The sequence below is a fragment of the Phyllobacterium endophyticum genome (genome assembly GCF_003010935.1).
Classification (GTDB): Bacteria; Pseudomonadota; Alphaproteobacteria; order Rhizobiales; family Rhizobiaceae; genus Phyllobacterium; species Phyllobacterium endophyticum.
On the sequence record NZ_PGGN01000002.1, the window covers coordinates 643,859 to 656,556 of the forward strand.

Genomic DNA, 12,698 nt, shown 5'->3' on the forward strand with positions numbered 1-12,698 from the left:
GAAAAAACGTTCGGCTGACATAACGCAAGTCAGGCCTGATTGCCATACTCCACGCCCATAACGATACCGTCAACTTGGCGACCAAAGAGCCCGGTGCGTCCTGCCGAGGAAAATCAGTACAGTCTGCTTGCGATCAAGGTTGAAAGCAGCGGCCTCCCTCGCCTCATTCTGCATTTCCTGCCAGATGGCAGACCAGCGGTTGGCTTGCGAAACGTCGCCCTGCTCTGCGCCCAGCCGCGCCTTCACGGCGATGCGTCCCAGCAGATCATCTAGGAAAAGGTCATATTGAATCTCGGCGTCGCGTGCGGACAGCGCCGTTGCAAGTGCATGCGCCTTCGGCACGTCGAAAACACGATTGCTCAACACGGCATCGACTGCGCTGGAAATTTCAAGCCCGCCAAACGCCAGAAGCAAGGCCGCCTTGCGAACGCTGCCATCGGCTTGGGCGATAAGCGAATCCGCGTCCGGCAATTGTGCGGGATCCAGATTAATAGCCATTAGCGCTGCCAAGAGGTCATTGCGCTCAAGCGGCTCGAACCGGATCGATTGGCAACGGGATCGGATTGTCGGCAGCAGCCGGCCAGATGAATGCGAGATCAAAATGAACAGTGTTCGTTTCGGTGGTTCTTCAAGTGTTTTCAACAAGGCGTTGGCCGCATTGCGATTCATGTCATCGGCAGGGTCGACGATGACAATGCGCCATGCGCCATCATGAGCCGTGCGATTGAGAAAATGGGTGACACGTCTGATCTCGTCGACCGTGATGCCGGTCTTGAACTTGCCGGTCTTGGCGTCAACGGGCCGGCTGATATGCAGCACCGAAAGATGCGTTCCACTTGCGAGCTGCCTGTAAGGTGCGGCCGCGAAATCCGGCACGGCCAGCGTGATCGGTGCGTCGCGTTCCCGTGGATACTTCAGCATATGACCCGCGAGATGAAACGCCAGGGTAGCCTTGCCCACACCTTGCTGACCTTCGAGCAACAGTGCGTGGTGCATCTGGCCCGACTGATAGACCTGCGCCAGGAACGACCTGATGCCGCCATGACCAAAAAGTGCAGGATTGGCAGACGGCGCAGGAATACCGTCGATCGAGTCGTGCGTTGCAGGAACGTCGAGAACGGCGTCGCTCATTTCACCACCTCAATACTTTGCGAATTCATCCCCCGGCTGGCCTTCAATTGGTCAGACAGCGCGGCGATGTCGAGCGCAATTTCATCTGGAGGGCGATCTGCATCGACGACCTTGCACCGCTCTGGCTCCGCGCTCGCGATGGCAAGATATGCATCGCGCCGTTTTCGCTGCAGGTCGATGGTTTCCCTTTCAAAGCGATCGGCCGCTACCTCCCCGCGCCGTGCATTAGCGCGTTGCAAGCCAATCTCGGCGGGCAGATCAAGGATGATTGTCATATCCGGCATTAAGCCGTTGATGGCTGCCTGCTCGATGGCACGCATGAGCGCGGGATCGAGGTCGCCAGTAACGCCCTGATAGACGCGACTTGAGTCGATATATCTATCGCACAGTACCATTTGTCCCGCCTTCAATGCCTGGCGGATCACCTGCTCGACGTGGTCATTGCGTGCAGCGGCAAACAGCAACGCTTCCATTGCCGGTCCGAAGGGTTCGGCAGCGCCGCTCAATATGACATGGCGCACGGCCTCTGCGCCTGGAGAACCGCCCGGCTCTCGCGTCACAAGCACGTTGTCGCCGCCTGCCCGCAGATGCTCGGCCAATCGGGCGATCTGCGTCGATTTACCGGCGCCCTCGCCTCCTTCGAATGTAATGAAAAGTCCTTGCACGCTGTCAGCCATCTTTCGATACGAAGTCACTGTTCGTGCAGATGGTTCTAGCCTCCGGAAAAGAAAAGGTCGAGGCGCTATCGTTTCAGAAATCGAGTTGCCGGACCCAGCCTGTGGCCAGTTCCAATACGGCGTCGAGGGATCGCTTTTTCAGGTCACCGCTGTCGATTGCTTCTGCCGTATAGACCGGAGTCTCCTGAACAAGCGCATCACCGATCCAAATGCGCAATATACCTACCTGCTGATCGGCCTTGAGCGGAGCCACCAGAGGACCCTGGTATACGACATGTGCTTTCAGACGATCACGATTGGCGACCGGTATCAGAATACTGATTTTCTCATGTGCTTTCAGCGCGACACCGGATCTGACCCCGCCAAACACCTTTGCCTCGCCGACGATTTCGTTTGCCGCAAAAATGTCGGCCTCCTCAAACGCCTGATAGGCCCATTCGAAAATGCGCTTGGCCTCTTCGGCGCGTTCCTTGTCGCTGGCAAGCCCGCTGAGTGCCGCGATATAGCGCCGGCCGTTCCGCTCTGTGGAGCCGACGATGCCGTAGCCGGATTGCTCGGTATAGCCGGTTCCCATTCCGTCAGCGCCAATGTCCAACCGCAACAAAGGATTGCGATTGCGCTGGAAGATGTTGTTCCAGGTGAAGTTGTCCTGCGCGTAAGTCCGGTAATATTCCGGGTATTCCCGTTTGATATGGCGAGCCAAGGCGACCAGATCCGTCAAGGACATTCGCTGCTTCGGGTCGGGCAGTCCAGTCGAATTGACGAATGTCGAGTGCTTCAACCCGATGGCCTTCGCGCGCGAATTCATCATCTCTGCAAATTTCTGTTCTGAACCGGCAATGCCTTCCGCCAGGATGATACAGCCATCGTTGGCCGATTGAACGATGACCCCCTGGATCAGGTCGCCAACGCTGACGGAGGATTTCAGCTTGGCAAACATAGTCGATCCGCCTGAAGGCGCTCCGCCTGTCCGCCAGGCGTTTTCGCTGACAACATACTGCGTCGATAGTGCGATCTCGCCTGTCTTGAGGCCATGAAAAACTACTTCCATGGTCATCAGCTTGGCAAGCGCGGCCGGTTCGATCAGCGTGTCAGGCGATTTCGCATAAAGGATGGTTCCGGTCTGGTCTTCGACCATCAAGGCTTGCTTGGCCTTGGTTTCGAACTGCGTGTCCTGCGCTTTGGCCTCACCAGCCAACGCAAGCGCCGCGCCAAGGGCGATACTGCGAACCAACGCCGTCAGGAATTGGCCAAGTCTCCGAAAATCAATTGCCGTCATCGCGAACGACGAAGGCATCGACAGCTCCTGCGTTCCATGCCGCTTGGAGCAGCGCGTCGGTGTTCCTGCTTGTACCTGCACGAGCCGTCAAGCCAATCCTTGGCCCTTCCGGGCTGGCAATCTCAGCAAGATCAACCTTGCCCAATGTGACAAGTGCTGACATCACCCTTCTAGCATCTGCCTCGCTGGCGAATAGCCCGACATCCACATACTCGCCCGAAGGGATAATGGCTTGCGGCTGGCTCCGATTTTTCCATGCATTCGAAATAGCGTCTGGCGAGAGGAGATTATTTGCAGCCTCAACAGTGTCGTTGGCGCTTGCCACACGCTCGCTGGCGTAGGAACTGATGAACGGAGATGCGGCCTTTCCGCGTTTGAGCGAGCCAACAAGAATGGTTGGCTTGTCCTCGATAAACGGTCCGATCAACGGAAGAACCGGAACGATATCCATATTGAAGGACAGGCCTGAATTATCCATCAGGCTGGCCGTCGGCTCCGACATTTGTGGCGCCCCAAGTTGCGCGGCCTGATCGTTCAGCGACATCGGCTGATTGCCTATGCTTGCAACTTGCACGCCGGTTGGTTGAGCTTGCCGCATGCCCGGAATCGCTACAGGCGCACTCTGTGTCGGCGTCGGTCCATTCATGGCGATCATGATCCCGGACGCAGGCTGACCGAACGGATCAGGCGCATTGGGGCCACGGTAGGAGGCCATCAGGAAACTGTCGTCGCGGCCCTCAAGTGGAGCACGGCCGACATATTCGACCTTGACGCTAGCGGTTCCGGTATCATGGTAATCGAGAAGCTGGGCGGCGCGTTGCGACAGATCGATCAGACGATTGCTGTGATAAGGACCGCGATCGTTTACGCGGACGATGACAGAACTGCCATTGCTGAGGTTGGTGACGCGCGCGTAGCTTGGCAGCGGCATTGTCGGATGAGCAGCCGACAGGTGGTTCGTGTCATAGACCTCGCCATTGGCGGTCAAGCGTCCGTGAAACGCCGAACCATACCAGGATGCCCTGCCCTTGCGGACATAACCCGGCTCTTCCTTCGGATAGTACCACTTCCCGGCAACCTGGTAAGGCCGGCCCGTCTGGTTCCGCCCGCCGCCACGCGGCATGTTGCGGGAGTTGATGACGACGCGCGGACTTGCCTTCACGCCGTATTCCGATTCAGCGAAATATTCCTTGCCATGGCTTTTCTTGGCTGCCGTGGTGACCTTCGGCGATGACGCGCACGCCGCCATCATGGCGCCCATCGCGACTACACCCATAACTCTTAAAGCTTTGGCTTTTGACAATGCAAACCGCCGGCCACGCGGGACCGCCCCCAAGAATTTTATATTTGATAGACAGATCAGAATGCCGGTGCAACCACATAACCTGTCATGGGATATACACCATGCCTATCAATGCCACCGATAGATTGATACCAGCTTAACGATATAGGGCTAAACTGGCGCAACGACCGCGCTTCTACCCGCCTGGATGGCGCCCAATGCAATCAATTCACTTTTTGTGTTCGCCGGACTCACAGCGGGAGTTGTTCAGTGTTTGATCTTCTTGGGTTCTGAGGCGAGCTTGTCCCTTACCCGGTCGGTCAGCATCTCGACGATCGACTCGGCATCTTCGAGATGCAGATTAACGTCCCGCTGCGGATAGGGTATTTCGATCCCCTCCTCGGCAAAGCGGTCGATCAGAGTAAAGCGAATTTCGTTCTGCACCGTACCGGAGTTGGAAAGATCGGCGAGATGAACGCGAATTTCAAACTGCATGACTGACTCGCTTATGGCGTTGAACGCGACGAACGGTTCGGGATTCTTCAAGACGAGCGGGTGATTGCGGGCGATTTCCATCAGAATATCATGCACACGCCTCGGGTCCACCTTGTGCGAGACCCCGATCGGAATATCCACCCGTCCCAACTTGTTCCGGTGCGTCCAGTTACCAACACTGCCATTGATGAAACTTGAGTTCGGAATGATGAGAGACTGTCGCTGAAAGGTTTCGACTTCCGTTGCGCGAACGCTGATTTTCTTGACGATGCCACCTACCCCACCGGTTTCGATCCAGTCTCCAACCTTGAAGGGACGTTCAGCAAGAAGAATAAGGCCGGAAACGAAGTTGGATACGATTGCCTGCATGCCAAAACCGATACCCAGCGAGAGGCCGCCGGCGACGAGTGCGAGACTGGAGAGATTGATGCCAGCCGCCGATATGCCAATGACGCCGGCAACACCGAGGCCAAGATAACCAACAGCGGTTCGGATCGAGTTTCGAACGCCGGAGTCGAGCCTTCCCCGCGCCATGACCCGATTGTCCAGCCAGTTCTGGAACCAGCGGGTGAATCCGAAAAAAAGCGCGAACAACAGGAGGCCGATGGCGATCGCCACCAGGGAAATATTGACCGAACCGATTTGGAAGCCGGTTGCGATTGCCACAAACCATGCCGACATCTCGCTCCACTGGAATCCCCACAGCAGCAGGATGATCGGAATTCCCAGCATCACCACCAAGATGTTGATGACGATGCTCAGCACCAGACCCAACTGATCCAGAGCTGTCTCATCGAGACCGAGTCGCGCCTGTACAGCACGCCCGAGCTTCGTGCCAGCGAGTGCATTCTCGTCGGACACAGCCCTTGCCGTCAGGAAGCCGAGATACATCGTCACAATCACTGCGCCATTTATGACGATCTGCTGAGATACGAAGCGGGCCAGACCGATATAGCCCATAAGCGCAGCAACTATGGGGACAAGTCCGACGAGATAGAGAAATACACGCATGGCCTTCGGCCAAGGTTTGACGTTCCCTGTCTCCTCGTCTTCAAGCGGCTTGAGCAACGCAATGGCAATGATGAGAAGCCCGACCAGGACAGTGGCAAAAAGGCTCTTTGCAACGGTAAGCGACAGTGGCGATGCGGCAATTTGGTTGATTGTATCGGCGATGTAGTCGAGTCCGGTAATCGTCGCGGTAGCGGTGATCAACACCATCAGGATGCGCCCGGGGCGCGGCGCGACACGCACCAGACGCCAGTTTGGAGCGCCAGGGCAAATCACCGCCTGGGCAAGAGCGTGCACGAAATAGACAATGCCGATGATAGAAAAAAGCATGTAAAAAAGCGATGCGATATCCGGTCGCAACACATTGAAATAGTTCATGAAGAGATAGGTTGTGGCGAGAAAGACCACGACGGTCGCCGATCGCATGAGCGTCGACCAAAAGGCGACAGCAAGACGGCTCAGGTAGGATGGAGATTCGATACGCGCATCGCGCAGGTACAGATGGCCAAGTGTTCTTTGACCGCCGATCAGCAGCACGAGAGCCGCAAGGGCGGCAAAAAAGGCGGCGGCCAGCATCGATTGCCACTTGAATGCGATAACGAAGCGCCACCAGGACGAGATGACCTGGTTCATCGTGCGCAGTTCCTGGCCGTAAGCATCCGCAATTTCGCTACCGAGCGAGTAGTTGATGTCGACACGCTGCGAGAGCGTGTTGGCAAACAACTCCCGCCTCGCGTCCACTGTACCATCGACCAGTTTGTTCACGGCGATCAGCTGATCCTCGGTTTCACCGAGGACAGCGTTGATCTCGGCCTTTTCGGTCGTCAGTTTCGTCCGTTCATCGGTTACGATCTGGGCTTCCGGCGGCTGACCCTGAGCTGGTGGAGGACCCAGTTGATCCAGACGTGAGTTGATCTCGGTGACACGCGGCCTGAACGACACGCCTATTTCCAGCAGCTTTTTCGCCGTGGCCTCGAGATTCAGGCGCAGGTCCGCCAACGCCGCGTCGGTATCGGCCTTTTCCAATTGCTGCGCGTAGTCTGCGATCTGCTTCTTCACGGCATCGATCACGGGACGCTGTTCAGCGACAATTCCGGTGACCGGGGGTTGGGCCGTGGCCGGAGCCTGTGCCGCCGCTGGATTGAGCGTGCCCGCAACGAACAAGATCGTGGAAATCGCCAGAAAAATCTGCCGGACGAAGGAAGGAATCACGAGGGTCAAATCCAGTTATGAACAGCTTGCCGCTGACGATTGCCCGTTCATCTCGGCACAATCAAGGCATTTTACGCTTTATCGAGGAAGAGAAGCCCACGATTGTTACCCGCCAGCATCCAGAACCCAACCGGGGAGATGTTGACGCGGCCATTCGTTAGTCTATATAGACCGCCGAAACGCAGATAGCACCGCATGGGCGCACGCCTAAGGTGAGAACAGGCGTTTACGGGCTGGAGGGGTGGCCGAGCGGTTTAAGGCACCGGTCTTGAAAACCGGCGTAGGTGAGAGCCTACCGTGGGTTCGAATCCCACCCCCTCCGCCACACCTCTCATAAGAGAATTCCACGACTCAAATTCAGACTGCCTCGGATTTCATCCACTCTGGGAACATTCGATATGTTCTGAGGTTCGTCGGGTTCACCGGGTCTTGACCCAGCGTTTCCCCACTCGAATTCAGACTAACAGAGAGGAAGATTGATGTATTATACGGACAAGAAGCTGCAATTCCCAGTGCGTGTCGAAAAACCAAACCCGGTCTTTGCACGAGCCTTGCAGCAAGCCATAGGCGGTGTTGAAGGCGAGATTCGCGTCGCACTGCAGTATTTTTTCCAGGCTTGGGGCGCACGCGGCCCGACGAAATACCGTGACATGCTCCTCAACACTGCCACGGAAGAGCTCGCACATATCGAGATGCTGGCCACCGCTGTAGCCCTGAACCTGGAAAATGCCCCGCTGTCCATGCAGGAGGAAGTATCGGCGGATCCGATAGGTGGCGGCGTTCTCAACGGTATGAACTTCAGACATATCCTCTCCACCGGCCTCGCTGCCTTGCCCGAAAACGCCAATGGAATTCCCTTTTGTGCGTCCCACGTCTATGCCAGTGGCAATCTGGCTGCGGACATGATGGCAAACGTCACCGCCGAAAGCAGTGGCCGCGTGCTTGCGGTCAGGCTTTACAACATGACGGACGACCCCGGCATGAAGGACATGCTGTCATTTCTTATTGCCAGAGACACCATGCACCAGCAACAATGGCTGGCGGCAGTTGAGGATATGGGCGGGCTGCAGGCCTCGCTGCCTATCCCGAATTCATTCCCGCAGACTGAGGAGCAGGAAGGTTTCAGCTATGCCTTTGTCAACTGCCTGGTTGATGGCGTGGAGCCGCCGGAAGGTCGCTGGTCAAAAGGAACGTCGATCGACGGCAAAGGAGAATTCGCCAGCGTCGTTGCAGAGCCTCTTGGCGGCGAACCCGTGCTTGCTCCGCCGCGTCCTGAAAGCGGTTCCCAAGTAGAACAGCTCAAGTAGTTGACTATCCTGGTCTGTCCGAGGGAGAGCGCGGCTCGCGGTGGCCTTGCAGCGTTCACTCGGCCGGTCCGCTTGGTCCGGCCGAGGTTCCGTAGACGCTGGACCCTTGCCCAATTTCGCACGGCGCGTCACCAGCCGACCTAAGCAGCTCTCTTTTCAAGGCAGCCAACATCGCGGTATGATCAACTCAGAAGCTGTTGCGCTCGTGATAGGTACGCAAGAACGACTGAATACGCGCGTCCTGAGGACGATGTAAAATGCGATCGGGGCTGCCGATGTCGATCAGTTCACCTTTCTCCATGAAGCCGACCTGGTCGGCGACGTGGGCGGCAAAACCCATTTCATGCGTCACAACAACCATCGTCATCCCCTCGTCAGCCAGGGTCCTCATGACGCTGAGCACCTCGCCCACAAGTTCCGGGTCAAGCGCGGATGTGGGTTCATCGAAAAGCATCAGCTTGGGTTCCATTGCGATTGCGCGGGCAATTGCAACGCGCTGCTGCTGACCGCCGGATAGCCGCGATGGATGGCTTGCGAACTTGTCTGCAAGCCCCACCTTGGCCAGTGCCTCGCTGGCACGCCGATCCGCATCGGCTTTCGACATTCGGCGCACGCGGATCAACCCCTCAGCCACATTCTCCTTGGCGGTCATATGCGGCCAGAGGTTGAACTGCTGGAACACAATGCCGATCGATCGGCGCATTTCGCGGAGCTTGCGGCCCGACATCTTCTTGTTAGGCGCATCATAGCCGATAAGCTGACCATCAATGCGAACTTCACCGGAATCATACTCCTCAAGAAAATTTATGCAGCGCAGGAGGGTCGATTTCCCCGAACCCGAAGGGCCAATGAGACAGGTGACCTTCCCGGGTGGTATCGACAGATCGACGTCTTTCAACGCTTGAAACTTGCCGTAATATTTGTTGACCTTGCGCATTTCGACTGATGACGCCGCAAGCATCTTACGTCCTTTCGATCAGATGTTTGGTGATGCGCGCTTCCAATCTTAGTCCGACGCGCGAGATCGTCTCTACCAGGCCCCAGAAGAACAACGCCAGCACCAGATTTGCCTCCACGTAGCGGAAGGTTTCTGCGGACATGCGCTGCACCTGGTACAGCAGTTCGGGAACGGTAATGATCGATAGGATGACCGTTTCCTTGGTGAGGATGATCGAGAAGTTTACCAGCGCCGGCAGAGAAGAAACCAGGCCGAGAGGAAGCAGTATACGCCGCACGACATCTGCTTCCGACATACCGATCCCACGGGCTGCCTCGATCTGTCCATGAGGTACGGCGCGGAAGCCGGAACGGAATATCTCTGCGAAATACGGACTGCCATAGATTGTCAGACCGAGCAGGCCTGCAGGCAGTGCGTCAAGGCGCAGGCCGACGAGTGGGCCGCCATAGTAGAGCACGAACAACTGGACCAGGAAGGGCGTGCCGCGGATCACTTCGATATAGGCCTGGACAATCCATCTTACCCAACGTGGCGCATAGCGTTGAATGAGCGCGATGACGAGGCCAAGCGCCATGCCGAAGACAGTGCCAAGCGCCCAGCACAGGATGGTGTTGCCGAAGCCCTTTAGCAGCGAAGGGCCGTATTGCTGCAGAACGCTCCATTCCATCAAACGTTTGTCCTGTGTTCGATATAACGTCCCAGCGCCGCCAGACACAAATTGATCAGCAGATAGATGCAAGCGGCCGCTATATAGACTTCAAGCGGGCGGAAGGTGGTGGCGGCCTGCGCCTGGCTGGCGCGAGTGATTTCGAGAATCCCGACGACCGAAACCAGCGAAGATGCTTTCACCAGCAAGATGAGTTCATTGATCAAAGCCGGCAGCGAAAGCGCCACGGCCTGCGGAAGGATCACCCGGGTCCAGACGTCGACGGGCGTCATGCCGATGGCGTCCGCCGCCTCCGCTTGTCCTTTCGGCAGCGCCGCAATCGCGCCGCGCCAGATTTCGGAGATATAGGCGCTGGCGCAGATGCCCACAACAACGACGGCGGCGACCATTGCCGGCACGTCCAGGCCGATGACTGGCAAGGCATAGTAAAACACGAGCAATTGCACCAGGAGTGGAACGCCGCGCAAGAAGCTGACCCAAATCCCCGCAAAGCTGCGCAGTTGCGGGTACGGCGACAGGCGAGCGGCACAAATGAGCGTGCCGATTACGATACCCAACCCGATGCCAAGAACCGAGATCAGCAGTGTATATCGCGCCGCCCAAAACAATGGCCCGAAGCTTTGAAAGAATACCGCTAAGGAAAACATCCGCCCTCGCTATGCCCAGGCCTGCAGGCGGAGCTATCTCCGCCCGCGAGCAAGTTACTTGGTCGGAACTTCCCGGGGCAATTCGGTATAGCTGCCCAGCCACTTCTCCTGGATAGACTTGATGCGCCCGTCATCGGTCATTTTGATCATCGCGTCGTTGATGGCCTTTCTAAAGCTTTCGCTTTCAGCATTCTTGCGCACCACCCATGCGAAATATTTCGGCTCACCGAACTGGGCTGGCGTAAACAGAGCAAAGCTCTCCGGGCGGGTCTTTACAAGATAAGTGAGGTTTGGGAGTGACCCAGCAACCGCATCCAGGCGGCCGGCCGCGAGATCGGCATAGGCTTCGTCCGTGGTGCCGTATTCCTTTATCGTCACACCGCCCAGCTTTTGGCCATAGGCCTCAAGCTGCTTGAATTGCGCGGTGCCCTGCTGGACGCCGACGGTCTTGCCCTTGATGTCTTCAGGTTTGGTAAGTTCGCTGTTGTTCGCGCTCTTGAGCAACGAGACGGTCGCATCGGCAATAGGCAAAGTAAAGCCATAGCGCTCCAGCCGCTCCGGTGTAATGGTGACCGGGGCGATCACGATGTCGAACTTCTTCACCTCAAGTCCCGGCAACTCGGCAGTCCAGGGAATATCCTGGTACACGGGCTCGGCCCCTATTTCCTTGGCAACTTCATCGAACAAGTCCTTCGTCATGCCCTCATAGGTGCCGTTATTCAACATGTCGAATGGTGCGTAGTGCATGTCGGTGGCGGTGACGATCTTCCCAGCCGCCTTGATATCTGCGAGCTGGTCGGCTTCGGCGGCGCTGGCAAGACAAAGTGCAGCCAAGCCGAGAAGCGTGCCTTTGACTTTCATGTGAATGCTCATTGCAGTTGCTCCTTTTTGAACCAACGGGATGAATACGAACAACATTACGTCGCTCCTATTCCAGATAAGGGTGCCGTACCGATGCACGTGTTTGGGCGCAACCGGCTGCCTCCACCTTCGAGTTATCGTCAGCGTGACGCATCACGTCTCGCCGCGCAAGAACGCCATGTCTGAACGCACGAGAAGACCTTGTTTCCGCGAGTCGGCCAAGCAACCGAACTCGGGAGTCTACTCATACGTTTCAGCCGCGAGGGAAGGCAAGAAGATTGACGTCATATCCGTATCGTGCTCGCTAAATGCGCTGCCGATGCTGGGCGCAAACGCTTGAGAGGGTAATCATGAAGACAGCTATTATATTTGATTGCGAGTTTCTGTGTATCGAGGGGTCGCAGCGCCGCTTTTGGTGCGCTGCGATCGACCCCGACCCAGTTATAGCCCAAATCGGAGCCGTCAAGCTGGGTCTCGAAGGCGAGTTTCCTATCCTGGATAGCTTCAAAGCATATGTTCGACCGATTGATCGGTTTGGCAAACGATATCCGCTCGATCCCTATTTCACCAACTTGACCGGCATCACCGAAGAGAACATCGCCGCCGAGGGCCTGACCTTGCAGGAGGCCCTTTCTACCCTTGATGATTTTTCCGATGGTGCTCGATTCTGGTCCTGGGGCAAGGATGAGCTGAACATGGTTGCCATCAGTTGCTATGTCGCGGGGATTCACCCTGTCATACCATCTTACCGGTTCGACAATGCTGTCAAACTTCTCATTGCGGCGGGCATGCCTGTCGAAGATCTCGCAAGGACCCCTAGCAACAAGTTGGCAGACTACTATCACGTTGAACATCCACCATTGCAGGGGCATGATGCGCTAGACGACGCCCTGTCCATATCGTACACGCTGCAATACCTGATGAAGACCGGTAGATTGCAGCCCGAAGTCTTCGATCGAACCTCGCCTTTCGTATCGTCTTGAAGTCAACGCGGGCAACCGAGACCGTGGGGAACATCTTGGAAAGCGACGAGGGGAATATCGCAGCATCCCGAGTTTACTTATTTTGACTTCAACTGTTCACAGACAAACCCAACCAGCACGCCGCCCAAACGGAGGTTTCAAGCATCCGACTTCCACTGCGAGCACATGGTCGGCACAGCCACGCGTAACGC

The 12,698-nt window shown here is 56.8% G+C and carries 11 protein-coding genes and 1 tRNA gene; 3 read left to right on the top strand and 9 right to left on the bottom strand.

What is annotated here, in order from left to right; genetic code table 11:
• Positions 1–69: 69 nt before the first annotated feature.
• The 5 genes from CU100_RS11200 to CU100_RS11220 form a co-directional block, all read right to left on the bottom strand.
• The gene (locus CU100_RS11200; protein WP_106716656.1) at positions 70–1,131 is read right to left on the bottom strand and encodes a DNA polymerase III subunit delta'; all 1,062 of its coding nucleotides are present in this window, start codon (positions 1,129–1,131) and stop codon (positions 70–72) included.
• Positions 1,128–1,808: a dTMP kinase gene (gene tmk, locus CU100_RS11205; RefSeq protein ID WP_106716657.1), complete on the bottom strand. Its 681-nt coding sequence runs from the start codon at positions 1,806–1,808 to the stop codon at positions 1,128–1,130. Before tmk ends, CU100_RS11200 begins: the two co-directional genes overlap by 4 nt.
• A gap of 73 nt (positions 1,809–1,881) precedes the next feature.
• Positions 1,882–3,105, bottom strand: a complete 1,224-nt coding sequence (locus tag CU100_RS11210) for a D-alanyl-D-alanine carboxypeptidase family protein (RefSeq protein ID WP_106716658.1) — start codon at positions 3,103–3,105, stop codon at positions 1,882–1,884.
• Positions 3,074–4,363, bottom strand: a complete 1,290-nt coding sequence (locus tag CU100_RS27485; protein WP_280951596.1) for a septal ring lytic transglycosylase RlpA family protein — start codon at positions 4,361–4,363, stop codon at positions 3,074–3,076. Before CU100_RS27485 ends, CU100_RS11210 begins: the two co-directional genes overlap by 32 nt.
• Positions 4,364–4,636: 273 nt before the next feature.
• Entirely contained in the window at positions 4,637–7,084 is a 2,448-nt protein-coding gene (locus CU100_RS11220) for a mechanosensitive ion channel family protein (protein ID WP_106717228.1), read from the bottom strand.
• A 235-nt stretch (positions 7,085–7,319) separates the two neighbouring features.
• Here CU100_RS11220 and CU100_RS11225 point away from each other — a divergent pair.
• Together CU100_RS11225 and CU100_RS11230 are read left to right on the top strand one after the other, a co-directional pair.
• A tRNA-Ser gene (locus tag CU100_RS11225) sits at positions 7,320–7,409 on the top strand.
• A gap of 154 nt (positions 7,410–7,563) precedes the next feature.
• Positions 7,564–8,391 carry a manganese catalase family protein gene (locus CU100_RS11230; protein WP_106716659.1) on the top strand — a complete coding sequence of 276 codons (828 nt, stop codon included), beginning with the start codon at positions 7,564–7,566 and terminating at the stop codon, positions 8,389–8,391.
• A 187-nt stretch (positions 8,392–8,578) separates the two neighbouring features.
• On the opposite strand, the gene CU100_RS11235 is transcribed toward CU100_RS11230, so the two are convergent.
• The 4 genes from CU100_RS11235 to CU100_RS11250 are packed head-to-tail and all read right to left on the bottom strand — an operon-like array spanning position 8,579 to position 11,536.
• Positions 8,579–9,352, bottom strand: a complete 774-nt coding sequence (locus CU100_RS11235) for an amino acid ABC transporter ATP-binding protein (RefSeq protein ID WP_106716660.1) — start codon at positions 9,350–9,352, stop codon at positions 8,579–8,581.
• 1 nt (position 9,353) lies between these two features.
• Positions 9,354–10,016, bottom strand: a complete 663-nt coding sequence (locus tag CU100_RS11240) for an amino acid ABC transporter permease (protein ID WP_106716661.1) — start codon at positions 10,014–10,016, stop codon at positions 9,354–9,356.
• Positions 10,016–10,663: an amino acid ABC transporter permease gene (locus CU100_RS11245; protein ID WP_106716662.1), complete on the bottom strand. Its 648-nt coding sequence runs from the start codon at positions 10,661–10,663 to the stop codon at positions 10,016–10,018. Before CU100_RS11245 ends, CU100_RS11240 begins: the two co-directional genes overlap by 1 nt.
• A gap of 54 nt (positions 10,664–10,717) precedes the next feature.
• Positions 10,718–11,536 (bottom strand): transporter substrate-binding domain-containing protein, encoded by an 819-nt coding sequence (locus tag CU100_RS11250; RefSeq protein ID WP_106717229.1) that lies wholly within the window; start codon positions 11,534–11,536, stop codon positions 10,718–10,720.
• A gap of 338 nt (positions 11,537–11,874) precedes the next feature.
• On the opposite strand from CU100_RS11250, the gene CU100_RS11255 reads away from it, so the two are divergent.
• Positions 11,875–12,507, top strand: coding sequence for a 3'-5' exonuclease (locus CU100_RS11255; RefSeq protein WP_106716663.1), 633 nt, complete (start codon positions 11,875–11,877; stop codon positions 12,505–12,507).
• Positions 12,508–12,698: the final 191 nt, after the last annotated feature.

Excerpts from the sequence above, each read along its gene's own strand:
- CU100_RS27485 (WP_280951596.1), bottom strand. The coding sequence starts at position 4,363 with ATGGGTGTAGTCGCGATGGGCGCCATGATGGCGGCGTGCGCGTCATCG.
- CU100_RS11240 (WP_106716661.1), bottom strand. The coding sequence starts at position 10,016 with ATGGAATGGAGCGTTCTGCAGCAATACGGCCCTTCGCTGCTAAAGGGC.
- CU100_RS11250 (WP_106717229.1), bottom strand. The coding sequence starts at position 11,536 with ATGAGCATTCACATGAAAGTCAAAGGCACGCTTCTCGGCTTGGCTGCA.
- CU100_RS11235 (WP_106716660.1), bottom strand. The coding sequence starts at position 9,352 with ATGCTTGCGGCGTCATCAGTCGAAATGCGCAAGGTCAACAAATATTAC.
- tmk (WP_106716657.1), bottom strand. The coding sequence starts at position 1,808 with ATGGCTGACAGCGTGCAAGGACTTTTCATTACATTCGAAGGAGGCGAG.
- CU100_RS11210 (WP_106716658.1), bottom strand. The coding sequence starts at position 3,105 with ATGCCTTCGTCGTTCGCGATGACGGCAATTGATTTTCGGAGACTTGGC.
- CU100_RS11230 (WP_106716659.1), top strand. The coding sequence starts at position 7,564 with ATGTATTATACGGACAAGAAGCTGCAATTCCCAGTGCGTGTCGAAAAA.
- CU100_RS11245 (WP_106716662.1), bottom strand. The coding sequence starts at position 10,663 with ATGTTTTCCTTAGCGGTATTCTTTCAAAGCTTCGGGCCATTGTTTTGG.
- CU100_RS11200 (WP_106716656.1), bottom strand. The coding sequence starts at position 1,131 with ATGAGCGACGCCGTTCTCGACGTTCCTGCAACGCACGACTCGATCGAC.
- CU100_RS11255 (WP_106716663.1), top strand. The coding sequence starts at position 11,875 with ATGAAGACAGCTATTATATTTGATTGCGAGTTTCTGTGTATCGAGGGG.